Below are 26,197 nucleotides of genomic sequence, written 5' to 3'. Positions count from 1 at the left end.
ACAACCAGAGACATTGCAACGGCCCACCAGCATCCAGGGCTGTGGGCCGTCTTGTATCAGTGCTCCGCATCTTCCCTGACATTAAGAGAATCAGCTTTTTGTTTTTTACTGAAAAAACCGGCAACAAGAACGTAGAAAAGCGGGATATAGAATATCGCCAGTGCCGTTGCCGTCAGCATGCCGCCAACGACGCCAGTCCCAATAGCATGCTTACTGCCTGAGCTGGCGCCGGATGCAATGGCAAGAGGAATAACACCGACGATAAATGCCAGTGACGTCATGATAATCGGGCGCAGACGCACGCGTGCCGCCTCAATCGCCGCTTCGCCAAGGGGCATCCCATGCTTTTCGTGAAGCTCTCTGGCGAACTCGACTATCAGTATGGCGTTCTTGGCCGACAGTCCGATGGTGGTCAGTAAACCGACCTGGAAAAATACATCGTTGCCCAGCCCCCTCAGAAGCGTCGCCCCCACAGCCCCAATAACGCCCAAAGGAATGACCAGCATCACGGAGAACGGAATGCTCCAGCTCTCATAAAGCCCCGCCAGACAGAGAAAAACAATGATCAAGGAAAGGGCGTACAGGGCTGGTGCCTGCGAGCCGGATAGACGTTCTTCAAAGGAGAGCCCTGTCCAGGCGACATTCACGCCAGAAGGCAGCTTGGCCGCGATCTCTTCAACCGCCTTCATCGCATCACCTGAACTGTATCCCGTCGCGGGCTGCCCAAGGATCTCAACCGCAGGTATGCCGTTATAACGCTCCAGTTTGGGGGAGCCGTAAATCCACTTTCCGGTTGCAAAGGAGGCAAATGAGACCATTTCACCGTCACTGTTACGCACGTACCATTTGTTAAAGTCCTCCGGAGAAATACGCGAGCCGGCATCCCCTTGTATGTAGACTTTCTTCACGCGGCCGCGATCATTGAAGTCGTTAACATAGGTTGAACCCCATGCCGCTGACAGGGTGTCGTTAACGTCACTCAGACTCAATTTCAGTGCCTGAACCTTTTCATCATCAATCAGAATCTGGTACTGGGGTTCATCGTTCATCCCGTTGGGACGCACCATTTGCAGCGCAGGGTTTTGCGCCGCCATTCCCAGAAACATATTGCGGGCTTCCATGAGTTTGGCATGTCCTCCCCCACTGTTATCCTGAAGGAAGAGGTTAAACCCGGTGGCGTTACCCAGTTCCATTACCGCCGGTGGGGCAAAAGAAATCACCGTCCCTTCTTTAATGGTGGAGAAATACCCCATCGACCGGCCGGCCAGTTCAAACACACTGCCCTTACGTTCACCCCAGGGCTTGAGTCCAACAAACACCATCGCTGACCCCTGGCCCCGGCCGGCAAAGTTAAACCCGTTAATCAGCATGGTGGTGGAAACCATGTCTTTTTCCTGCTCCAGAAAATAATCTGAAATTTTCGTCAGGACTTTCTGAGTCTGCTCAGCACTGCTGTTGGGCGGCATCTGTACTTGCACAAACAGATTTCCCTGGTCCTCATCAGGCAGGAAGGAGGTCGGTATCTGCGGGAACAAAGCAACCAGCAGCGCAATGATGGCCAGAAAGAAGAGCATGGCTCTTTTCCTAGCCCTGAGGGTGCGCTCAACGCCATTACGGTAGAGTGCCGTTCCACTTTCGAACTTGCGGTTAAACCAGCCAAAAAAACCTTTCTTGGTTTGCCCGTGCCCGGACGGTTTAAGAATGGTTGCACACAGGGCAGGCGTGAAAATCAGTGCAACAATCACCGACAGCGCCATTGCAGAAACTATCGTGATGGAAAACTGACGGTAAATAACGCCGGTAGACCCGCCAAAGAAGGCCATTGGCAGGAAGACGGCTGACAGAACCAGGCCGATACCTACCAGCGCACCGGAGATTTGCTCCATGGATTTGCGGGTGGCGTCCAGCGGGGAAAGCTTCTCCTCCTCCATAAGCCGTTCCACGTTCTCAACAACAACAATGGCATCATCCACGAGAAGACCAATCGCCAGCACCAGGCCAAACATGGTCAGGATGTTTATGGTAAAGCCAAAAGCCGCCATCATGCCAAAAGTGCCCAGCAGGACAACCGGGATTGCCAGGGTGGGGATAAGCGTTGCCCGCCAGTTTTGCAGGAACAGCAGCATGACGATAAAGACCAGTACGATGGCCTCGATAAGCGTATGGACAACCCCCTCAATCGAGGCGCTGATAACCGGCGACGTGTCGTACGGGTAGATAATCTCCACGCCTTCCGGCAGCCCTGGCTCCAGTTCTTTCAGTTTTGCCTTCACGGCATTAATGGTATCAAGTGCATTCGCTCCCGTTGCCAGACGTAATGCGATGGCGGTACTGGGAAGGTCTTTGCCGTATTTAGACTGTATGGAAAAACTCTCAGAACCCAGGCTGACTCTCGCGACATCCTTCAGTAAAACACGTGAGCCGTCAGGCTGGACTTTCAGCAGGATATTCTCGAACTGTTCGGGTTTCGTGAACCTTGTTTTTCCAATGACGGTTGCACTCAGCTCAAGATTATTCTTCGCTGGCAGACCACCCAGCTGGCCCGCGGAGACCTGTACGTTCTGTGCCTGTATGGCTGAGCTGATATCTGTCGGCGTCAGTTTATAGCCGTTGAGTTTGTCAGGATCCATCCAGATACGCATGGCATACTGGGAACCCATCATGGTGAAGTCCCCCACCCCAGACACACGGGTCAGCGGATCCTGCATATTTGAAACCAGGTAGTCACCCAGGTCGAAACTGCTCATGCGCCCGTCAGTAGAAACCAGGCCTGCAAGCATCAGGAAATTGACCTGATATTTCGCCACACGGATACCCTGCTGCTGCACTTCATCAGGGATCAACGGCGTCGCCAGAGATAGCTTATTCTGCACCTGAACCTGTGCGATATCGGAGTCTGTTCCCTGATTAAAGGTCACGGTGATCGTGAATGACCCGTCAGAATTACTTTCTGATTTGAGGTAACGTAAGTTATCCAGCCCGTTGAGCTGCTGTTCGATTACCTGGACAACGGTATCCTGAACAGTATCAGCAGACGCGCCGGGATAAGAGCCTGACACCGCAATCGCGGGTGCGGCAATGTTCGGATACTGGTTGATGGGCAGATTGATAATGGATAATGCCCCCGCGAGCATGATCACGATGGCGACAACCCATGCAAGCACCGGCCGGTCAATAAAAAAGCGTGACATCGGAGCTCCTTAATGAGGCTGAGAAATTTCTTGCTTCTGCATTTCCGGGGATGCTATCCGGACTTCACTGCCGGGGCGGGCATTCTGCGTACCGTCAACAATGACGCGGTCGCCACTCTCCAGCCCCTCACTGATTAACCACTGGTTACCTACCACGCGTTCAGTTATGACCAGCTTACGAATGACTTTATTATCCTCTCCGACTGTCAGAGCTGACGCCTGTCCGGTCGGGTCTCGCGTGATTCCCCTTTGTGGAACAAGCAATGCATTTTCCCGTATCCCTTCCTGTAACGTCGCCCGAACGAACATACCTGGCAGTAATCTTCCCTCCGGGTTTGGAAACTCAGCCCGGATAATGACCGAGTCGGTGCTCTCATCGACGGTAACTTCCGACAGTCTAATACGGCCTGGGTACGGATATTCCCTGCCATTGTCCAGCATCAGCCTGACCTCTGCCTGCTGCTGGTCATCTTTCTTCAGATGGCCTGCTGCAAATTCATCCTGAAGTTTTAAGAGCGATGTGGATGACTGCGGGATATCAACGTAAATGGGATCAAGCTGCTGTATCGTTGCCAGTGCATCAGTCTGATTAGCGGTCAGCAAAGCCCCCTGGGTGACCGACGAACGACCAATACGGCCTGAAATCGGTGCAGTAATGTTTGTATAGCCAAGGTCGATCCGCGCTGAATCCACCTCCGCTTTAGCCTGTAACCAGCTCGAGCGGGCGTCATCCCGATCCTGCTGGCTGATGGCACTGGTTTTCACCAGTCTTTCATATCGCTGCGCCAGCAGTCTGGCAGACTCGAGGCTCGCTTCAGCTTTGGCCAATGTGGCACGGTAGGGCGCCGGATCAATCTGGTACAATACCTGCCCGGCCTGAACCATACTCCCCTCCTCAAACAGACGTTTCTGGAGGATGCCACCCACCTGTGGCCTCACTTCTGCCACTCGGTAAGAAGTGGTACGGCCTGGAAGTTCGCTAGTCAGCGGGACGTTTGTCGTGGCGAGTGTTACGATCCCGACCTCTGGAGTTGAAGGTTGTGGTGGAGCCGGTGGCTGGTCACAACTGGCGAGCGTGACCACAGTTAACATTGCCAGCAGAGGCCTGGCGGGACGGAAATGCACTGACATGATGAAAGTTCCCTTGATGGGTTGAATATTCATTCTAGTATATTCATACTAAAATAAAACTTGCAATAGCGTTGAGATAGGAAAAGAAGATGAGTGATTTGCCTGACCTGGAAACGGGCGTTAAAAATAAAGAACGAAGAAAGCAGGTGCTTGATGCAGCAGCAAAATGTTTCCGTGAACTCGGCTTTCATGGATGTAGCATTGCAAAAATTTCCAAAGCCGCCGGCATGAGCCCCGGACATATCTACTATCACTTCGCCAATAAGGAAGCGATTGTTGAAGCCCTGGTGGCACTTCAGGAAAGTACGCTGAACGAGCTCATTAATGAAATCGCGGCATCTCCACCAGATGAAAGAATTGCCGTCAGTTTAAAACGACATACAGAGAGAATGGTGGAAGTCCATACCTCACCGGATTTTAATGGGCTATGGCTTGAAATTGCGGCGGAAGCGGCCCGGAATCCGGGCGTGGCGGAGGTCCTCCAGATCTCCCACGATGCGATTAACGCCAGATTTCACGAAGAACTGTTTAAAAGATCCCGGACGGATTCTGACGCGGATATACAGAAAATCCGGACAGGAATGGACATCATAGCCTCGGTATTCAGCGGGTTATCACAGCATACTGCGACAAGGGCTCTTGGTCAGGAATGGGATAAACAGTTACTGATAAATATGGTCAATGAGATTATTGAATGCTTTTTTGGAGAATACTGAGGCCAGCTATGTCGCCATTCATCTGACTATAAACCAGCAAAGTCATGGGGTTGACTCAGTCTGTAAATAATGTACGCCGTTCCCGGGCATGGCCCTTGCATTTTCCAGAATGGCTGGGGTCAGAGCACTGACTCATCAAAACCTGCCATCACACCCTGCGGCAGGACAAATCGTCTAAGAGTTCGCTTCGACTGACAGACCACGACATCCGGGTTTCCCGGAACCTCTTAACGGATATCGATCAACGTTTTGGTTAAGGAAAGGACTTAAGAAATGGCTAAAGCATCCACGGCATCAGAATTAAACGGGAAGATGATTATTTCAATACTGGCATTGCTGTCAGTCTTTGCCCCCCTATCGACTGACATGTATCTGTCGGCTTTTTCTGATATTCAGTCCTATCTCCGTGCGGAAGACGGCACGCTGGAGTTGTCTCTGTCCGTTTTTTTTCTCGGGCTGTGTACTGGTCAGTTGTTGTTTGGTCCGCTGATTGATCGCTATGGCCGGCGGGTTCCGCTTTTAACGGGCATCGTCATTTTCTGCGGGGCCACGGTGATGCTGCTGCTGACATCATCGGCCGCCCTCTTTATCGTTCTGCGATTTATTCAGGCAATCGGGGCCTGTGGAGGTATGGTGGTTGGCCGGGCAGTCGTGTCCGATCTGTACAGGGGTGTACGGGCCGCCAGAACGATGACAATACTGGTCATGCTCATGGCACTGGGTCCCGTACTTTCCCCCCTGCTTGGCGGCATCCTGATCTCATATTTAGGCTGGAAGTCGATTTTTATGACGATGCTGGTCATCGGAATGCTGGCGTTTTTACTGTCGGCGTTATTTTTGCCAGAAACGCTGCCGGTACATGCCCGTTCAACGCAATCTTTAATAAAATCGTTTGCCTCATACAGAAAGCTGCTTATTTCCCGTAACTTTATTATGTTGTCTCTTGTCAGTGCTTTCGTGCAGGCGGCGATGTTTACCTTTATTACAGCATCCTCCAGCGTCTTTCAGGGTGTCTTTGGACTCAGCAATATCGAATACGGTCTAGCCTTTGCACTGGTCTCTTTAAGTCTGGTTCTGTCCTCCTGGATTAATAACAGGCTTCTGATGCTCTTTTCTGTTGAGAAAATCATCAGCACTGCGCTGACGGTATTTTTACTGACCGGCCTGATTTTAATCTCTGTCTCAGATACAGAAAAACTCTGGATATTCATTACTCCACTTTGCGTGGCAATCGCAATGGTCGGTTTGCTGGGTGCAAATACGACTTCTCTTGCAATGGAAGCGGCTCGCGGCCAGTCCGGTGTCGGATCGGCATTTATAGGGTCCCTGCAGTTTGGTGTTGCCTTTGCCTGCTCAGCAGCTATCGCAGTGTTTATATCGGAAAGCGCCTTTCCACTTGCGATGGGAATTACAATCCCGGCTGTAATAGCACTCTTACTGTGGTTGTTTTATTCCTTCTCAGCTAAACATGAGGTGCACTGGCAATAGCGCACAGCATTGCAGTAAACAATTAAGACGTATACCGTGAGCAGAGATGCAACTCATAATAATAAAAGAGGCGCTATAAAAATTTCATCTGCTCTACGGCTACTGCGAAAAACGTGGCTGAACGCATTCATTCGCTCCATGATGTTTGTGACCGCGCAGACAATCCTCCTTTGTGCGCTATTGCATTGCCCCAGGCCACTTCCCCCGCTTTTCGTATTTGCCCAGCGCCACGCTCCACATATCCTGCTGCTGCCAAGTGACTAAGACAGCGTCAAGCAGCGACGTCTGGCGCGACATGCCCTGTGCTAGCACACCGCCAGCATTTCACGGGTGCCGCCCCACTCATAGCGGGCCAGAGTTGACCGGCAGAACAGACATTTCGTGGCACGAACAGAAGAATGTCGCTCACACATTTTGCACGACCTCTCAGGAATAAAAAAGAGCAACGTAAGGCCGTCCATACAAGGAACTAGCGATGTTAAAGCAGTCGGATATCTGGCTTTAAAAATTCACTGGGACCATCCTCCCCCCAGGACTTTATAAAGGGTGATCATGCCAGACTGCTGGGCTTGCCCGGCCTGAATCAGAGACTGTTGCGCCGCATAGAGTGTACGCTGGGCATCCAGTACCTCAAGATAACTGGCGGTGTCATTTTCATACTGTAGTCGTACCAGCGTATAGGCTGCCTGCGCCGCATCAGTACGCCTGCGCTGTGCCGCCAGTTGTTCCCCGACCACATGATGGTCGGCCAGCGCATCCGCCACTTCTTTGAATGCCGTCTGAATCGATTTTTCGTATTCTGCAACCGCAATCTCCCGCTCAACTTTCGAACTCTCAAGTTGCGCAAGCAGGCGACCGCCGCTAAACAGAGGAAGGGTAATCTGCGGCGAGAAGTTCCAACTGCGCCCTCCCGAGTCAAACAGGCCGGATAATTCGTTGCTGGCTCGTCCAAGAGAAGCAGTCAAACTGATCGTCGGGAAAAAAGCTGCCCGCGCGGCGCCGATATCGGCGTTCGCGCCGAGCAGATCATGTTCGGCCGCCTGGATATCTGGGCGGTTGCGCAGCAGGTCCGAGGGCAAACCGGGCGGGAGGTCATTGACCCCCAGCAGGCCACCGACGGCACCGGGGGACGGTAGCAATGCCTCAGGCAAGGGCGTCCCCGCCAGCAATTCCAGCGCATTACGGTCAATCTCGACCTGTTTATCGGCGCTCAGGGCCTGGTCCCGTGCATTTTCCAGCTCGCCTTCCGACTGACGGAGTTCGAGTTGAGAGGATTTACCGACCGCATGCAGATTACGCTGTAAATCATATGCTTTCTGCCGACTGCGCAGAGTTTCATGCGCCAGATGTTGCAGATCCTGATCCGCCGCCAGCGCCAGATAACTGCCAGCAACCTCGGAAATCAGGCTGATATGCGTGGCACGCCGGGTCGCATCGGCAGATAGATAGGATTGCAGCGCCTCCTCTTTCAGGCTTCTTATCCGGCCAAACAGATCCAGTTCGTATGAACTGATGCCAACATCTAGGTTGTAGGACCGTGTGACGCCGCCAACCCCGGTATAGGATACCGAAGCCGGGGTACGCTGCGCAGACGACGAACCGTTCACATTGACGCTAGGAAGCAGGTCAGCCCGCTGGATACGGTACTGCGCCTGAGCTTTTTCGATGTTCAGCGCGGCGATACGGAGATCCCGATTATGACTCAGCGCCAGTTGTATCACCTGACGCAGTTTCGGGTCTGCAAACATTTCCTGCCAGCCGATGTCGACCGCCGCCTTACCGGCTTGCGCACCGTTCGTACTTGACTGTGTCGGCCATTGTTTACTGACAGGCGCCTCCGGTCGCTGGTAGTCAGGCGCCATCGTACACCCTGTCAGTAAGGCTACCAGGCACAGCGTAAGGAGCGACTGCCCACCGCCTCCGAACGGCGGGACGGAAAAATAGCGGGCATGACGATTCATAAACGTAAGATCCGGACGTGTAATGTGAGGTCGGCGGATGGGTTCGCCGACAGATAAAGTCAGTCTGCTCATTCTTGCTCCGCCTCATGCGGTATCCTGAACCAGGCGACATAGAGCGCCGGAAGGAACAACAGCGTCAGCATTGTCCCGACAATAATGCCGCCCATCATGGCGTAGGCCATCGGTCCCCAGAATATTTCCCGGGAAATGGGTATCAGCGCCAGGGTCGCGGCGGCGGCAGTCAGCATAATCGGCCGCATACGGTGTTCCGTTGCTTCCACCACGGCTTTCCAGGGAGAGACACCCTGTTCCCGCAAGGTTTCAATATGCACAATGAGAATGACAGAGTTACGTATCAGAATCCCGATCAAGGCCAGCACCCCCAGTACGGCGACAAATCCCAGTGGCGCATTGCTCAGGAGTAACGCGGCCACCACGCCGATCAGGGCAAGCGGGGCGACGGAAAAGACGAGGAACAGGCGATGGAAACTCTGCAACTGAATCATCAGAACCGTCGCCATAATGAACAGCATCACCGGAACGACACTGATAATGGGCCCCTGTGAAGTATTGCTTTCTTCCACGGAACCGCCAATCTGTACAGAGTACCCGACCGGCAGCGTTTTCATGAACGCATCCACCTGCGGGGCAAGCGCCTTAACAATCGTGGCGGCCTGGGTGTCATCGCTGATCCCGGCCTTAAGCGTAATGGTCGGCGTGCGGTCCCGCCGCCATATCATGGGCTGTTCCAGTTCATAGCTGAACGTGGCCACCGACGACAAGGGCACGGACTGGCCGCTACTGCTGGTCAGTTGCAAATCAGACAGTGCATCGACAGAGCCGCGATCCTGCGCCGCGCCACGCCAGAGGACATCCACCAGATAAATATCGTCCCTGACCTGGGTCACGCTATCCCCTTCGACGACCCCATTTAGCGCCTGCGCAATTGCCTGCGATGAGACCCCCAACTGACGGGCTTTATCCTGCAACACATTGACTTTCACCACCCGAGCCGGTTCGTTCCAGTCGAAAGAGATATTACGCAGCGAAGGATGGCCGCCGACGATAGCCGCCAGCTTATGTGCCTGCTCACGCACGACCTGAATATTCGGGCCAGCCACCCGATATTGCACCGGCTTGCCGACCGGCGGACCAATGTCGAGCAGTTTGACGTAAGCATCCGTCCCTGGGAATGTCTTCGCAAGATAGCTGTGGAAATCTTCCAGCAGCCGGTTTCGTTCTTCAATGCCTTTGGTCACGATGACCATTTGACCAAACGAAACCGATGATGGCTGAACATCGAAAGCGAGTATGAAACGGGGCGCGCCGGAACCGACGTATGTCGACCAGTGCGCCACATCCGGGTTATTTTTCAGCTTCTCGCGTTCAAACTTCGCCATTTGCTCACTGGTCTCCTGGATCGAGCTGTTTTGCGGCAGATTCCAGTCGATTATCAACTCCGGGCGATCGGAACTGGGGAAAAATTGCTGTTGTACCAGTGACATACCTCCAATCGACAGTGCAAAAGCGACGCCCGTCGCAAGCAGAGTCAGCCAGCGATGATACAGACACCATTGCAGCATGCGCGAAAAAAGTTTGCTGAAGCGGCTTTTTTGGTCAGCGTGCTTCTTCATGGTCGCCGGAAGAATGGTGACGCCGAGTAACGGCGTCACCAGCACCGCCACAATCCATGACACGATCAGTGAGACACCGATCACTACAAACAGCGTAAAGGTAAATTCACCCGCGCTGCTGGCGTTGAACCCCACGGGAATAAAGCTTGCTACCGTAACCAGCGTCCCTGTCAGCATGGGGAACGCGGTCGAGGTGTACACATGCGTGGCCGCTTTCGACAGACTGTCGCCTTCCTCCAGACGAGCGACCATCATTTCGGTCGCGATCATGGCGTCATCGACCAGCAGTCCCAGCGCAATAATTAATGCCCCCAGCGAGATACGCTGCAGGGAAATGCCGGAGTAGTACATCACCACAAAGGTAATGGCCAGCACTAGCGGAATCGTGATCGCCACCACCAGCCCGGCACGTATCCCCAAGCTGATAAAGCTGATAATTAACACAATGGCGACGGCTTCGACCAGCGCACGGATAAAACCGGAAACGGCGTCATCCACGACAGACGGTTGATCGGATACGCGATCCACCGAGACACCGACCGGCAGATTATTCAGAATGCTGCCCATCTTAATATCGAGCGCCTTCCCAAATTCGAGCAGGTTGCTGCCCGGTTTAATTCCCACGGCCAGGGCGATTGCCGGTTTACCATTGTAGCGAAACAGCGAGGTCGGCGGGTCGACATAACCCCGGGTGATGGTCACCACATCGCTCAGGGGAAGGAAACGGTCGTTTACCCGCAGGTTAATATTGCGCAAGCTCTCTTCTGAAATAAAATCACCGCCCACGCGTAGCGCAATACGTTCCGAACCTGTCTCAATAAATCCGGACGCGGTCACAGCGTTTTGTGCCTGTAATGCGTTCATAATGGCGGAACGGTCAATACCGAGCGCCGCACTCCGGCGCGTCGAAAGTTCAAGGTATATCACCTCATCCTGTGCGCCGAGAATGTCGACTTTCCCGACGTTCGGGATTGTCAGCACCTGTTTACGCGCATCTTCGACCATATCGCGTAGCTGCCGATGTCCGATGCCATCGCCGCTGAAGGCATAAATATTGCCAAACACATCATCAAAGCGGTCATTAAAAAAGGGACCGACAATGCCGGAAGGAAAATCGCCCTGGATATCCGCGATCATGTTACGCACGCGCTGCCAGATCTGCCGTACATTTTTTGATGGCGTATCATCCTTGAGGTCGACAAAAATGATAGTCTGACCCGCTGTCGTCTGGCTACGGGTATGTTTAAGAGTATCAAGTTCCTGTAGCTTTTTTTCGATACGGTCAGTCACCTGTTTCGTGACCTCTTCTGCAGAAGCCCCCGGCCACTGCGCCTGAATGATCATGGTCTTGATGGTGAAGGAGGGGTCTTCCTCGCGGCCCAGCTCAAGATAGGAAAACAGCCCCGTCAAGGCAGAAACGATAACGAAATACCAGACCAGAGAACGATGGCTCAGCGCCCAGTCAGACAGATTAAATTTTTTCACAGATTCGTCGTCCTCTCGATTCGCACTTTTTGTCCTGGCATCAGCACGTTAACACCGGCAATCGCCACCTCTTCGCCTTCATGAAGCCCGTCCACCACGCGTACCTGTGAAGCCCCGCCCGATACCGTTTCGGTCTTAACGGCTCTCAGCGAAACCGTATGATCTGACGGGGCGATCACCCAAACAAAATGTTGCTTATTCCGCACATGGATAGCGGTAGCGGGCAGCAGTACCGTGTTCGCCGAAGACGGCGCTTCCATCGGCATAACGGTCACCACCGTCCCCAGTCGAAACACATCGGGTGCACCGTTGATACTGATTTTCAGCCTGCGGGTACGGGTGCTAGCATCCGCCTGCGGCGAGATTTCACGCAGTTCGCCCGAGGTTTTCATGGTTTCGTCTATCTGCAGCAGAACAGAGAAACGGCTACCAGGCCGTAATGTCGTCGCCTGCTCTCCCGGCATGTCGACAATCACATCGCGCGCTTCCGGACGCGCCAGCCGTATTGCCGTCTGTCCGGCAGGGACAATCTGCCCTTTTTCCACGGACACGCCAGTGATGATGCCATCGAAACGCGCCGTCAGTTTCGCATACCCTGACTGCTCCCGCACCTTCACCAGTCTGGCCTCGGCCTGTGCAACGGCTGCCCGCGCAGAGCTGGCCGCTTCTTCCGCGATGTCCAGATTCTCCTGACTCATGGCATCCACCGCTGCGAGGGCGCGTCTTCGCTTTTCAGTCAGCAACGCATTGTCCAGTCGGGCGCGGGCATTGCGCAGGTCGGCCTCAGCACTGGCCACCGCCAGTTGCAGGGTGAGCGGATCCAATTCAGCCAGCACCTCCCCTTTATGGACACTGTCCCCGACCTCCACCTTGCGTGAAATCACTCTGCCGAGTGTCTGAAAAGACAACCCGGACTCCACTCTTGCCTCAACAGTTCCGGCCAGCCGTGGCGGTTCTGTCCGCTCCTCTTTGACCGTCATGGACAACACGGGACGAACCGACTCGTTTGTGTGCGAGGGTTCATCGCAACCAATCAGCAGGAAAAGTGCGGACATCGCCCCCAAAAGAATACGTCGATTATCAGGCATCTCAGTTAACCTCCCAACGTACGGCCTGCCCTTCACTCAGAAACTTACCGCCCTCTGAGACGATCAATTCCTGCGGTTTAACGCCCTGGGTCACAATAAAATCATCTGTCCGGTAGCGTGAGACGCTGACCTGACGCAGTGAAACGGTCTTTTTTTGGGCGTCTACCACCCAAACGGCGGGGTGCCCCCTGCGCGACGTTATGGCGCTGGCGGGGAGGATACTGCCCTCGCGTGACGGTGAACGGAAGTTACCGACGACGGGCGTGCCAAGCGGCCAGGACAGATTTTCCGGCAGGGTCGCCTTAACCCGTACGGTCCCGGCGCCCTCCGTCAGTACAGGAGCAATCTCCCGCAACGTCGCCTGTATGTTGTGCGTACGGTCGGCCACCCGGCTCACGTCAATATTTTTCAGCGGTTGTCCGTTGAGAAAATAGGCTTCAAACACCTGGAACACCGCATCGCGGTGACCGTCCTGAGCTAGCGTAAATGCCGTCTGGGCTGAAGAAACCACCTGTCCCACCTCAATACTGCGCGAGGTGATAACACCGTCAGCATCTGCACGCAGCTCAGTAAAGGAGAGTGAATCCAGCGCGGTATCCAGAGACGCCCGAGCCACCGCTACGGAAGATTCAGCGGAGGTCAGTTCCTCGCGTGAGTTGTCCCAGTCAGCTTGCGAAATCGCGCCGGAAGAACGTAATTTCTGATTACGCGCAAAGATGTTTTTCTTCAGTTTCAGCGTGCTCTGAGCAGCGCGCAGCTCCGCGCGGGCAATGCTCACATCAGCGCGTTTTTCTGTGGCATCCAACCGAGCCAGCAGCTCACCTTTGTGCACAACTGAACCGACATCAGCCAGACGTTCAATGACTCTTCCGTCGGTACGGAACGCCAAATCAGCCTGAAACCGTGCACGAACCTCACCAGTAATTTCCGCGGCGGGCTGAATCTCTGTGACGGGAACTGAGACAACTTTCACAAACGTCCTGGATATAGCCGGTTTCTGCTCAGAATAGTCACATCCGGTAGACAACACGCAGGCCAGAGCAAGGGATACCCTTAAAAACGATCGCATTACATTTCCGCCATTGCAGTCTGGAAAAAGATAGCGCATATTAGTCACTGACTTGTCAGTCAGTCAACAAAATACACTAGTTTGTCGATTGAGAAACACACTAAACGGAAATTCCTGTAGCGGTAAACGAGTTAAATGGAGACGTAAATAAAAATGCGCGGCGTTGCTCATCTGACATTCGGTGAAGTGTCGCGGTAACACAATGAGTTATATTAACTTTCAGAGAACGAGAGTGATGCACTTTGTGTTATTTTGCCTCCAGTTTTACGCGCATTCCTACATAATCGGGAGCAATGATTAATGCCAAACAGAAAGTCCAGGGCTGAGCAAAAAGCGCTGCGCCCAAACGAAATCCTTGATGCGGCTTTTGAGGAGTTCAGTGAAAAAGGCTACAGCGCGACGCGCCTTGAGGATATCGGCAAACGGGTAGGTATCACGAAAGGCACTATCTATCTGTACTTTCCGACAAAAGAGGCGCTGTTTGAAGCCGTCGCACAACACACATCCAAACCCTTTGCGGAGGTGCTGTCATCACTTACCGAACTTGAAGGGAATTACTCCGAAAAGTTAAGAACATTACTGCTGATGGCTTATCAAAAAATATCTGAAGACAAAAGGATTCAGAAAATGTTACGCCTGTCGCTGACAGAAGGTATGCGCTTTCCTGAGATAGTTGACCGTCACTATGATGAGTATATCGCACCGCTCTCACATGCTGTAGGGACTCTATTGTATCAAGGCGTTCAGGCAGGAGAGTTCCGGGAGGGAGCGGCGGCAGCTATGCCTGATGTGGTAATGAGTTCTGTCCTGCATATCACAGTATGGCGCCTGCTTGCATCCGAGAAACTTCAGATTGACGAATATTCATTTATTGAAGCTCACATAGATTTGACAATGAATGGCCTGTTGAACAGGAATTAGACTGAGGAATGAACTTATCGTGAGATATCTGCATCAGATAGCTTTTAAAAATTAGGGCTATATCAAAAATTATTTTTATTAATATAATAGTGAGCATCCCATGAATCCCTGATTCGTCTGACACTGAAGAATGCTGTTTTATGGCTTAACGACGAAATTTCTCAAAGAGATCGTGGAACTAAAAACTTAATCACTATTATTTTTAATAATTTTTCAGCGCTAGCCATAATAATCATCCTGAAAAAATTCGTTCAATCCGTATTGCCCCTCAGCCAAGCGATATAAATACATTGGCCGACCCGATGTACCATAGTGAATAGTGGTATGGAGAGTGTTATTTTGCTCCAGCCACATAATATATTTTCGGCATGAGACTCGGGAAAGATTTATTTCTTTAGCTAAGTCGCTAGTTGAAAACTCTGTATCTTTATGTTCATTTATCCATTTACAAATGGTTTGAAGTGTTTGTGACGTTAACCCTTTGGGCAATTTATTAAAGCTAGTGATTCTAATAGGATTACCATGTAATAATCTATCTACATCTGACTGTTCATATGAAGACTGTGTATTCATGAATTTTCGCTTTTCTCTCCAGGTAATTAGTGCCTCCTCGAAGCGTGGAAATTGAAATGGTTTAATTAGATAATCGACTACACCATAGTGTAGTGATTGTTTCACGGTTATTGCATCTGTTGCTGAGGTAATTACTATCACATCAATGGATTGTTTAGTCCTTCTAATGTCTGGCAACAATTCCAGGCCATTTTCTTTTTGCATATAAATATCAAGTAGAACCAAGTCGATGCTAAATAAGTTGTTACTGAGCATATCTCTGGCTTGTTGAAGAGTAGATGCAATACCACAGCAATAGAATCCTGATATTTTTCCTACATATATTCTATTCAACTCTGCAACCATTGCATCATCATCAACAATTAAAACATTCATCATATATGGCTCCAATATCAGGAAACACGCATAGCAAATAATGTTATATATTTATAAGCGTTTTTATTAGGGTTATGCTAGCTTATTTAATATAAACCAATGATCTTCCACCATATTAGTCCGGCTGTCATAAAAATAGTCTGATTAACCAGGCTGATAATAAATCCTGAACGCCACCAAACTGAGGTGGGTACATAACCAGCTCCGAATAGTATAGGGCCGCGGGCATGCGTGTATTGAGTCAATGAACAGTAGAGACTACTAGTGAATGCCAGCATAAATGCCATAGGTACTGGAGGGATTCCCAAATTGATGCCAACGCCCAAGAACACAGCATATAATGCCGCGATTTGTGCATTCCCACTGGCAAAGAAGTAGTGAGTATAGAAATAGGCTGCGTTTAACAGCAACAATACTAATACCCAACTTGTACCTGCCATCAAATGGCCGACACTCCCACCAATCAAATCACCAAACCATGTGGTAAATCCTAGCTTTTTAAGCTGATTAGCCATCATTAACAGTGCGGCAAACCAGATCAGAGTGTCCCACGCTCCTTTCTCGCTTTTAATATCTTCCCATCGTAGAACACCACTTAACAGTAGGAAAGATAGGCCAACGAACGATGCGGTCGTTGCATCCACACCTAATTTATCCCCAAAGATCCACAGCACTAGCAATAATACTACTGTTAATGCCATCAACCACTCGCCACGCGCCATTGATCCCATTTTCTCAAGATCAGCAATGGCCATTTTGGGAGCGTCAGGAGTACGACGAATTTCAGGTTTTGTAAGCCAGAGAACCAATGGTGGAATAATAACTAATGAGATAAGACATGGTACTACTGCAGCGAGAAACCAACTGGCCCAAGATATATGGATGCCTGCGTTAGCTGCCAACTTCACTGCCAGTAAGTTACCTGTATAGCCTGTCATGAACATAGCCGCGGTAACATCATTGACGTTACCGATGCATGTAACCAAAAATGTCCCAATTTTGCTGCGTGAAGCATCTTCTGGTTTAGAACCAAAACTACGAGACAAAGAATCAGCAATCGGATAAATCACTCCACCACAGCGTGCTGTATTACTTGGCATCGCTGGTGAAAGCATTAAATCAGCGAAGGCAAGCCCATAAGCTAATCCGAGAGTGCGTTTCCCTAATAGGCGAATCATGTGTAAAGCAATACGCCTACCTAGCCCTGTGTTGATAAAACCTCGGGCAATCATAAAAGCAACCACAATTAACCAGATTAGAGAGCTATTCAGATCACTTAATGCTGTTTGTATCGCACCGCTAGGTGTTTTATCTCCTGCAGCATAAGTTAGAGCAAAAAGGGTAATGCTAATAATTCCTATAGCCCCGATAGGTAATACATTTGCGACAATACAAATGATAGTTCCGACAAACAGCAAAGCGGAATGCCAAGCTGCTAAACTTAATCCTGTTGGTGGCGTTATATTCCAAAGGAATGCAACAATACAACCAATTACTATCAATGGGAACCAATTCAACCCATATGATGTACGAAGCCTCATTCTTCTCTTCCTTATAAAGATAAATGAAATAAAGCACGGCTTGTAATTCATTGTGTCATGCTATTAATTGATATACATTGAGAATTTCCTGTTCTTATTAATTTTTTAATCAGGTTATATTCTCCTCCTTCTTTTTTGAAGTTAGGTTATCTTTTTCAGGAGTAAGATACTTACTTGCTATGTCTTGATCAAAAGTACCTGACCATTTTGCTACTACTACGGTCGCAACGCTATTCCCAACAGTGTTACAGATGGCTATCGCTATAGACATAAAACGGTAAACTCCAAAAATAAGAGCTAATCCTTCAACGGGTAAAATGTTTGTTGAGGTGACTGTGGCAGCAAAGACAACAAACGATCCACCGGATACTGTCGCAGCGCCCTTTGAGGTAAGTAACATTAAAAGGAGTATGCCAAATTGTGCTTCCAATGATAGAGGGATACCGTATGCATGAGAAATAAACATAATTCCCATTGACATAAAAATAGATGTACCATCCAAGTTAAATGCATAACCAGTAGGGAGTACTAATCCTACCGTTTGTTTAGCACATCCAAGTTTTTCTAACTTTATTAATAGCCTGGGAAGAACGCTTTCTGATGATGCGGTACCAAATACGATAATTAATTCATCTTTAATATAGCGAAGCAGGTGCCATATTCTGAATCCAGTTAACCTTGCTATCACCCCCATACCAAGTACAATAAAAAGAGCAACAACTATGTAGAAGACTAATACTAGTTCTGCTAGTGCGAGTAAAACGTTCGAACCGTTACTGCCAACAGAATAAGCTATAGCACCGAAGGTTCCAAGGGGAGCGAATTTCATTACCAGATTGATAAATGAGAATAATATTTCAGATATCATATCTAAAGAACTATTAACTCGGCTACGTTGTTCCACTGAAATAGCCAAGATACCAATCCCCATCATTACCGCTAATACAACAACTTGCAGTAGTTCACCTTTTGCAAATGCGCCAATAAAATTATCTGGCACTATATGCAAAAGAAACTCGTAAGCCCCTGATGCTGATGTGGTTGATGCCTTTAACTCTGGAGCAGGAACCCCGCTCATTAATGACATGCTGCTGCCGATTTTGAAAATATTTCCTGCGGTTAATCCGATAATTAAAGCAAAGGTTGACACTATCTCAAAATAAACAAATGCTCGCCATCCGACACGACCAGCACTTTTAGCATCTCCTGCAGAAGAAATACCATGAACTATTGTTAAAAACACCAGTGGAGCAACCCCAACTTTAATAAGATTTAAGAATATATCTCCTAAAAACTTGAATTTTATTGCCATATCAGGAATTGTGAGACCTACTACAATTCCTAATATTAAAGATATCAGGACTTGAGTACCAAGGTTATAGTACCAAATCTGGCGCTTTTTTGATTCAGGTGTGGAAGTGGTTGTTTTCACAAGTACGCTCTCTTTTTAATAGATCCACTCACGCGCCAAGATGATAACTATTATGAGAACTCATCTTGATAATCAATACATATCCATCATATTCCAATCCGAATGAGTATTGGTTTTTTCACTAACCTGAATCACTTGTTTGAACAAGTTCATCGGAATTTTTCTCTTGCCACCTTCCTACGATTATAATTACTTATGAAATATAATTTTATATGGAAAGTATTTCTCCAAAAGAGAATTTAAATTATCATTTCTCTGCCGTAGAAAAAGCGATCTGCGTTGCATTTCAAAATCACCACTTATAATGTAATTAATAAAAGTAAATTATTTGACATTTAATTGCTCTTGGTTTTCAATTAAAAACAATCATAAATAACTAACTGAATATAAATAATTTAATTCATGCTGTAAGTATACTGATAAACCGAACCATTCACTTTTAGAGATCTTCCGACATACTGATTGTGTCCCGTTGAGGAGATCGCTATGCGCAAAGCCCGATTTGCTGAGCATCAAATCATCGCCGTTTTGAAGTCCGTTGAAACCGGACGTACTGTCAAAGATGCCTGATGATTGAATCGCATCATTATGATGGGATCATATAACCAAATAGCTCAATCCAACTGCCGATCCCCCTTTCTCTGGCGCAGTACCAGGGATCGGCAGAGAAGAAAGGAAACTGGGCGTTACACCAGTCCAGCGGCGGAACGTGCGGCGAAAATTATTGATATCGCTGATATTCAGATACTGCGCGACCTCTTCATTATTTAAACCGTTAAACCAATAGAGGAATAGCGCGGTGTGCTTTCGCACCCGATCCCACTGCTGCTGGAAGCTGCTATCGTGCTTGCGTAATTTACGTTTCAGCGTAGCGGGGCTCATGCCAAACGTGGCGGCGATACGTTCAAGGTTGAGAGGTTCGCGCACATTGCGGTACAGATGGTCATAAAAGTAGTCGACAAAACTGCGCTGAAATCCCAGTGCAGCAAGCTGTTGCCAGCATTGCTGGCGCACCGCGGCGCAAATGGTGCTGTTGGCATGGGGCGACGCCTGTCGGGCGTATTCCACCGGCAGCAGCATCATATTCAGCGGCTGGTCGAAGCGTAACGCATCCCCCAGATGCACCCAATACTGTTCGATATGGCGTGGCTGGCGATAGTTAAATAAAAAACGCCAGGGTAAAGAGCGTTGCGGACAGAGCGAGCGGCCAAGCGCCACGACGGAAGTCATGGCGGCCTCCAGCAGAAAACGCTGCCGCCCTGCATCCGCCTCGCTTTGCGGCCAATACAGACAAAGATAGCGATCATCCAGATGCATGCGCGGCACCAGCAGCGGGCTGAACAGGCTGCCAAAACGCACGACATCCTCCAGCGCCTGCTGCAAGTTGTCTGCCTGTTGCAGCACATGGCTAAAGTTGCCGTAACAGCCGGGCAGCGAACGTTGGCCGAACAGAAAGCTGCTATCGTCGGCATCCAGCAGGCGTATGCTGTTGTCGATAAGCTGGCCAAACTGCCGCTGGCTAAACCGCGCCGCGCCGGCGGCGATATCCTCAAGAAAGACGCCGGTGCCGCGCAGCAGGCGGTGTCCGCCGATATCCCGCGACAACGCCAGATCGATCAACATCCCCGGTTGATGGTGTCCGACGATAAAACGCTCATCGCACTCGTACCAACGCTCGTTCGCTGTCATCAGGCTAGCCTGCTCTGCCGTCCGGTGCAGCCTTGACCTGACTCAGCGTATAGTTCAGGCGCTGCAGCAGGCGCTCCTGATCCTCGTCGAGCGCCATGACTGCGGCGACGCTGGCCTGTAGCCTGACACGCTCACCATGCTGCTGCGTGTGGTGCGCCAGGCTGGCGATCGCCGCCGTCAGATCCTGTGCCATCATGTCTGCCTGCTGCTCGCCGGTATTGGGCAACAAGGCGACGAAACGGTCGCCGGCCAGCCGGCAGAGCAGATCCTGCCGACGCAGATTAAGCAACAGCAGTTGACACAGCGCCTGCAACACATAGTCCCCTTCCGCGGTGCCGAAGCGTCGGTTAATCGCGTCAAAATCATTTAAATCGACCACGATCAGCGAGAGCGGCTGCCGTTCGGCCGCCGCCTGTTTCAGCGACAGCGACAACTGCTTGCGCAGATAATCGGCGCCGCCCAGCGGGGTCAGCTTGTCAAACAGCAGGTGTTCGCGAAACAGCCGTTCGCGTTTATTTAACTGCGCGCTAATCGCCAACTGTTCCTGATGCCAGTGGTAAATCCCCAGCGTAATCAGTATCAGGCCGAATGGCATGGGAATATTTTCCAGCCACTCTCCCATATTCGCCCCCGGCGGCAGCTTAATGAACTCATCCAGGCAGTCCATCCACCAGGAGAAGAAAATACAGGCCAGCCCCAGCGCCAGCAGCGTGGTCACGCGCCCGGTGGGCCGACTGATCAGCAGCATAATCAGCCAGCTTAGCGCCAGTAGCGCCGAGCCGCCTTCGGTCAGCACATCCATCCCGTCGATTATCGGCCAGGGCTTCACCTCGCCGATAATCAGGTCGATCAGCAGGCCGAAATTGGCGAGAAAGGCCAGCAGCAGCAGCTTGCTGCCGTGTTGTTTCCAGAGGCGATACATCGTAAGGCTCTTTATGCGTAATCATCGGATGACCTAAGCATACAGGCGCAGATGACGGCAGCATGACAGCGCAGGGGTCAATTCAGCTCAACTTAGATAACTATTTATTTTACGCCGCCGTCGGCCGAAGGACGCGCCACACATCGCGAATCTCAGCGCCGGGAAGTGTTGCGCGCCACGGCGCGAGGCCGTAGCCGTACTACGCCGCTGCGCGTCCGACACCGGTCATAAACGCCGCCTCCCGGCGCGTCGGTTTTCCGTTCCGCACGTACAGATGCCTTTACGGCAGTCATTTCAGCTCAAAACGCGCGTTACAGAGCATAATTGAGCGCCGCTACGCCCCGATAGCCGTTAAATGTCATATAACTGACATCGGTGATTTTTAGCATCCCTTCCCCAATAAGCCGGTCAGCCAACAGTAAACCGTCGTTACTCTGGGGGGAAAACACGTGAAATCGCAGCGAAACAATACTGATCCACGATATACAGCTGTAAGGACAACATTCAGACATAGCGCTCTGGCGCTCGCCATCGGCAGCCTGACCGTCACCGCACCAGCGCCAGCGGAAGAGAACGCCGAACATGTGGACGTTATCGGCCAGGCGGCCAGCATCAGCCAGGCGCTGAATGAACAGCGCGCTTCCGACGCCGTCCGTAGCGTGGTTCACGCCGACGCCGTGGCGCAACTGCCGGACGACAACGCGGCGGAAGCGCTGCAGCGCCTGCCAGGCGTCTCCGTCGAACGCGACCAGGGTGAAGGGCGCTATGTCAGCGTGCGCGGCCTGGGACCAGACCTGAACAGCGTGCAAATCAACGGCACTTCCATGCCGTCGCCGGAGAGCGACCGCCGCGCCGTGGCGCTGGATGTACTGCCTTCGGAACTGGTGCAGTCGCTGTCGGTGGTCAAAACGCTGACGCCGGATATGGACGCGAATTCGCTGGGCGGCACCGTCGAAGTCAACAGCCTGTCGGCGTTCGATCACGACGGGCTGTTTTACACTCTGGGCGCGGAAGGCAGCTACGATACCAATCGCAATAAAAGCAGCCCGAAGTTCTCCGGCGCGGTCAGCAATATTTTCAGCATCGGCGACGGGGAAAACAATTTCGGGGTGGCGGCAGCGCTCAGTTGGCAGAAGCGCAGTTTCGCTTCGGATAACGTGGAAACCGGCGGCGACTGGGATTTCAGCGACGGCGCGCGGCTGAACAGTTTTGAACAGCGACGCTATGAGATCGAGCGCGAACGCACCGGCTTCGGCCTCAATTTCGACTATAAGCCGAGCGACTTGTCCAGCTATTACCTGCGCACGCTGTACAGCCGTTTTAAGGATAGCGAAACCCGCCAGTCATCCGCCATCGAATTCAGCGATCCGCTGGCAGCGGGGGAGCAAGGCGATGCCGAGGTTGAGCGTAAACTAAAAAACCGCGAAGAGACCCAGAATGTCAAAAGCGTCGTCCTGGGCGGCGAACATCTGCTCGGTCCGTGGACGATCGGCGGCCAGATGGCCTATAGCCGATCCAGTGAAAATCTGCCCAACGGTGCCTACGCCACCTTCACCGGGCTGGACTCGTTCGCGGACAGCGGCTTTTCCGACACGGTTAAACCGACCAGCCAGATCGGCGGCGGCTATGCCGACGCCGATAATTATCAGCTCAACAGTATGGAGTCGGAAACACAGAAAACCAGCGACACCGAGAAAAATATCCGCCTCGATTTGGCGCGCGACTACACCCTGCTGGATACCGACAATCAGGTCAAATTCGGAGGAAAACTCAGCCGTCGCGACAAGAAAAATGACATGAATGTCTGGAAATACAAAAAATTGGGCAACTACGGTCTGTCCGACGAACAGCTCAATCTAAGCCGTTTTTCCTCCGGCAACGCTGGCTACGCCTTTGGCCAGGACGGCCCGGCTATCGATGCGGCCAGCATCAACGCTCTGATCGGCACGCTGGGCAAGGACGGCTTCTACGATCAGGAAGAGTCGACCATCAACGACTACTGGATGAGCGAAGATATCAACGCCGCTTACCTGATGAACACGCTGGATATCGATAACTGGCGCTTTATTAGCGGGCTGCGCTATGAAGGCACGCGCTTCACCGCTGACGGCACCGGGCTGCGCGACGGCGAGTATCAGGCCTCCAGCCACCAATCCAGCTATCACGACTGGCTGCCGGGCCTGCACGCCCGCTACCGTCTGAACAAAAATACCCAGATCCGTGCGGCCTGGACCAATTCGGTGGTGCGTCCGGCATTCGGCCAACTGACCCCCGGTTATAGCATCGACGGCGATGAAGCCGAGTTCGGCAATCCCGCGCTCTCCCCACTGAAGTCGAAAAACTTCGATTTGGGGATCGAACACTATATGGGACGCGCTGGGACGCTCTCAGGCTATCTATTCTATAAAGACATCCGCGACTTCGCCTATCAAACCGATTTGGCCGGCAGCGGCGCATGGATCGATTTCAGCGAGGCCAAGACCTGGGCCAACGGTGAAAAAGCGCGCTTGTACGGCGCCGAACTGGCCTACTCGCAAAAATTCGACTGGCTACCGTCGCCGTGGAACGGCCTGCTGACTGGTGCCAACTTGACGCTGAGCAAATCCAGCGCCCGCATCGAAGGCAACGGCCACTCGCGTAAAATTTCGCTGCCGGATCAATCTGACGTGGTGGGCAACCTGATGGTGGGTTGGGAAAACGATAAAGTGAGCGTGCGTCTATCGGCCAACTATAAGTCGGATTACCTGAGCGAAGCGGCCAATGTCAATGATAGCGCCTACGACAGCTACGTCGACGATCAGGTGTTCGTCGATCTCAGCGTGCGTTATTTCCTCACCAAACAGCTTCAGTTTTCGTTCGAAGCGCAGAACCTGACCAACGAACGCTACTACACCTATACCGGCAATTACGGCTTCAACTCGCAATACGAACAATATGGCCCGACCTTCAAGCTGGGCGTGACTTACACCAATTTCTAAAGGGATTCGCGCATGTTTTTCAGACTTCCATACCGTTCGGCGGCGCTGACGCTACTCGCGATGGGCATCGCACTGAACGTCGGCAACGCCTGTCGGGCCGAGACGCCAGAGCCGGAAGCGCCGCAACTGACGCCGCTCGCAGGCAGCGCCAATAACGACGAACTCAAACTGTTGTCCGATGACCGTTTTTGGCCGGGCGCGGACCGGCTGCTGCTCGGCGATAAGCAAGGGTTACGCCTACAGGATAGCCAGGGTGTGACGCTGGTCGAACTGCCCGGTAGCTACCAATCTCTTGACGTGCGCACCGACGCCGTCGGCATGCTGGTGGCGGCGGTGGACAAGTCGCGTCGGCAGCCGATGCTGGCGCGGCTGGACGGCACCAAGCGCCGCTGGGAGAGCGTACGCTATCTGCCAGCTCCCGCGTTTAAGGTTAACGGCAGTTGCCTATTCCGCGATGAAGCGGACAACGGTTTCGTCTTTCTGATCGGCGATAGCGGCGTGGCGGAGCAATGGCTAGTGGCCCAGAGCGCCCAACTACTGGATACGCCACGTAAGGTGCGCGATCTGAGCATGCCGCCGGAAAGCGAATATTGTCAGGCCGACGACCGGCGGGCGCTGCTGTACGTCAACGAAGGATCGGTCGGTCTCTGGGCCTATGACGCCGGGAGCGAAGCGCCGCTACGCCGCCAGCCAGTCGATCTACGCCAGCCGTTCGGCTCCATCGGCGGCGAAATAGCGGGCATCGCGGTACTCCCCGACGCACTACTGGCGCTGGATCCCAAGTCCCGGCGCCTGCATCGCTATCGCTATGATGGAAAACGCTGGCAGGCCGAGCCCGCGTTGCCGCTACCGGAATTGAAAAAACCGCAGACGGTGACGGCGCGCCCGACGGCGCAGGGAACGGAGATCGTCGTCGCCGATAAACAGGGGCTGCATCGCGGCCTCCTCGACTGGATGCCGCCGGATATCACGCCGCTGCCGACGATAGCGACGCTGTCGGCGCTGGTGGAAACCGATCCGGTAGCCAGCCTGGGCGACGCCGCCGACGATCCGGCCATTTGGGTTAACCCAGCCGACGGCGCAGCCAGCCGTATTCTGGCCACCGATAAACAGCGCGGACTGCTGGTGTACGACCTACAGGGTCGTAAATTGCAGGAATTGCCGGTCGGGCGACTGAACAATGTGGATCTGCGTAGCGGACTGAGGCTTGACGGCAAGAGCGTCGATCTGGCAGTGGCCAGCAACCGGGACAACAACTCGCTGCATCTGTTCTCCGTCGCGCCACAGAGCGGAGAGGTCGCCGTTCTGGGCGAGATCGCCACCCCGCTGTCCGAGATCTACGGCCTGTGTATGTTTAAGGATTCGCAGGGGACGATCTACGCCATCGCCAACGACAAGAGCGGCCGTTTCCTGCAGTACCGGCTGTGGGGCGAATACGGCGGCGTGCGAGGCGAGATAGTGCGCGAATTCAGCATCTCCAGCCAGCCGGAAGGCTGCGTGGCGGACGATCGCCAGCAGCGTTTATTCGTGGGAGAAGAGGATGTCGCTGTCCATGCGTTGGATGCCCGTCCCACGCAGCCCGCGCGCTTACAGCAGGCGATCGCGGCGGGCGGCGCGCTTCAGCCGGACGTCGAAGGAATAACGCTGTATCAGGGCCGCCGGCACAGCTATCTGGTGGTTTCCAGCCAGGGCAACAACCGCTATCTGGTGCTCGACGCCCAGCCTCCCTATACCTTGCGCGGCGCATTCCGCATCGGTCTGAACGCCGACGCAGGCGTTGATGGCGCGTCCGAGACCGACGGCCTGGATGTCGTTTCCGCTGACCTGGGCGGCCCGTGGCGGCAAGGCCTGCTGGTGGTGCAAGACGGCCGCAACCGTCTGCCGGAGCAGGCGCAAAACTATAAATATCTTCCCTGGTCGGCGATCGCGCAAGCGCTGCAACTGGCGGACTGACGGCTAACTGAATCATCCGCTGGCCTCCGGGGCAGCGGGCAACCGTAAGG

16 protein-coding genes are annotated in these 26,197 nt (G+C 52.4%); 5 read left to right on the top strand and 11 right to left on the bottom strand.

Translation table 11 applies throughout. The annotated features are described in order from the left end of the window. Positions 1-56: 56 nt before the first annotated feature. Positions 57-3,191: an efflux RND transporter permease subunit gene (locus tag ACKQAD_RS12985; protein ID WP_409160542.1), complete on the bottom strand. Its 3,135-nt coding sequence runs from the start codon at positions 3,189-3,191 to the stop codon at positions 57-59. Positions 3,192-3,200: 9 nt separating this feature from the next. Continuing rightward, the gene (locus ACKQAD_RS12980) at positions 3,201-4,322 is read right to left on the bottom strand and encodes an efflux RND transporter periplasmic adaptor subunit (protein ID WP_409160541.1); all 1,122 of its coding nucleotides are present in this window, start codon (positions 4,320-4,322) and stop codon (positions 3,201-3,203) included. An 89-nt stretch (positions 4,323-4,411) separates the two neighbouring features. Between ACKQAD_RS12980 and ACKQAD_RS12975 the strand changes: the two genes are divergently transcribed. Together ACKQAD_RS12975 and ACKQAD_RS12970 are read left to right on the top strand one after the other, a co-directional pair. Next, complete coding sequence (locus ACKQAD_RS12975) at positions 4,412-5,038, top strand: TetR/AcrR family transcriptional regulator (protein ID WP_409160540.1); 627 nt, start codon at positions 4,412-4,414, stop codon at positions 5,036-5,038. 273 nt (positions 5,039-5,311) lie between these two features. Next, entirely contained in the window at positions 5,312-6,526 is a 1,215-nt protein-coding gene (locus ACKQAD_RS12970) for a multidrug effflux MFS transporter (protein WP_409160539.1), read from the top strand. A 509-nt stretch (positions 6,527-7,035) separates the two neighbouring features. Here ACKQAD_RS12970 and ACKQAD_RS12965 read toward each other — a convergent pair. From ACKQAD_RS12965 to ACKQAD_RS12950, 4 genes are read right to left on the bottom strand one after another with little or no spacing between them, the layout of a single operon-like run. Further along, a complete protein-coding gene (locus tag ACKQAD_RS12965; RefSeq protein ID WP_409160538.1) occupies positions 7,036-8,559 on the bottom strand; it encodes an efflux transporter outer membrane subunit in 1,524 nt (507 codons plus the stop codon). Beyond that, positions 8,556-11,606 (bottom strand): efflux RND transporter permease subunit, encoded by a 3,051-nt coding sequence (locus ACKQAD_RS12960; RefSeq protein ID WP_409160537.1) that lies wholly within the window; start codon positions 11,604-11,606, stop codon positions 8,556-8,558. Before ACKQAD_RS12960 ends, ACKQAD_RS12965 begins: the two co-directional genes overlap by 4 nt. Next, positions 11,603-12,694, bottom strand: a complete 1,092-nt coding sequence (locus tag ACKQAD_RS12955; RefSeq protein WP_409160536.1) for an efflux RND transporter periplasmic adaptor subunit — start codon at positions 12,692-12,694, stop codon at positions 11,603-11,605. Before ACKQAD_RS12955 ends, ACKQAD_RS12960 begins: the two co-directional genes overlap by 4 nt. A gap of 1 nt (position 12,695) precedes the next feature. Continuing rightward, positions 12,696-13,667 carry an efflux RND transporter periplasmic adaptor subunit gene (locus ACKQAD_RS12950; RefSeq protein ID WP_409160535.1) on the bottom strand — a complete coding sequence of 324 codons (972 nt, stop codon included), beginning with the start codon at positions 13,665-13,667 and terminating at the stop codon, positions 12,696-12,698. Positions 13,668-14,063: 396 nt separating this feature from the next. On the opposite strand from ACKQAD_RS12950, the gene ACKQAD_RS12945 reads away from it, so the two are divergent. After that, on the top strand, positions 14,064-14,684 hold the full coding sequence (locus ACKQAD_RS12945) for a TetR/AcrR family transcriptional regulator (protein ID WP_409160534.1): 621 nt from the start codon (positions 14,064-14,066) through the stop codon (positions 14,682-14,684). Between the two features lie 219 nt (positions 14,685-14,903). On the opposite strand, the gene dcuR is transcribed toward ACKQAD_RS12945, so the two are convergent. The 5 genes from dcuR to ACKQAD_RS12920 form a co-directional block, all read right to left on the bottom strand. Continuing rightward, positions 14,904-15,635: a two-component system response regulator DcuR gene (gene dcuR / locus ACKQAD_RS12940; protein WP_409160533.1), complete on the bottom strand. Its 732-nt coding sequence runs from the start codon at positions 15,633-15,635 to the stop codon at positions 14,904-14,906. An 83-nt stretch (positions 15,636-15,718) separates the two neighbouring features. Further along, a complete protein-coding gene (locus ACKQAD_RS12935) occupies positions 15,719-17,173 on the bottom strand; it encodes a DASS family sodium-coupled anion symporter (protein WP_409160532.1) in 1,455 nt (484 codons plus the stop codon). 109 nt (positions 17,174-17,282) lie between these two features. Then, positions 17,283-18,605, bottom strand: coding sequence for a cation:dicarboxylate symporter family transporter (locus tag ACKQAD_RS12930; RefSeq protein ID WP_409160531.1), 1,323 nt, complete (start codon positions 18,603-18,605; stop codon positions 17,283-17,285). Positions 18,606-19,202: 597 nt separating this feature from the next. After that, on the bottom strand, positions 19,203-20,294 hold the full coding sequence (locus ACKQAD_RS12925) for an AraC family transcriptional regulator (RefSeq protein WP_409160530.1): 1,092 nt from the start codon (positions 20,292-20,294) through the stop codon (positions 19,203-19,205). Positions 20,295-20,298: 4 nt separating this feature from the next. Beyond that, positions 20,299-21,216: a GGDEF domain-containing protein gene (locus ACKQAD_RS12920; protein WP_409160529.1), complete on the bottom strand. Its 918-nt coding sequence runs from the start codon at positions 21,214-21,216 to the stop codon at positions 20,299-20,301. A gap of 449 nt (positions 21,217-21,665) precedes the next feature. Between ACKQAD_RS12920 and ACKQAD_RS12915 the strand changes: the two genes are divergently transcribed. Together ACKQAD_RS12915 and ACKQAD_RS12910 are read left to right on the top strand one after the other, a co-directional pair. Continuing rightward, positions 21,666-24,194 carry a TonB-dependent receptor gene (locus ACKQAD_RS12915; protein WP_409160528.1) on the top strand — a complete coding sequence of 843 codons (2,529 nt, stop codon included), beginning with the start codon at positions 21,666-21,668 and terminating at the stop codon, positions 24,192-24,194. 12 nt (positions 24,195-24,206) lie between these two features. Beyond that, positions 24,207-26,147, top strand: coding sequence for a phytase (locus tag ACKQAD_RS12910; RefSeq protein ID WP_409160527.1), 1,941 nt, complete (start codon positions 24,207-24,209; stop codon positions 26,145-26,147). Positions 26,148-26,197 lie beyond the last annotated feature (50 nt).

The organism is Pectobacterium artocarpous, assembly GCF_046159765.1.
GTDB lineage: Bacteria > Pseudomonadota > Gammaproteobacteria > Enterobacterales > Enterobacteriaceae > Pectobacterium.
Note: the sequence above shows the minus strand (reverse complement) of the source record. Positions and strands in the feature narration are given on the sequence as shown.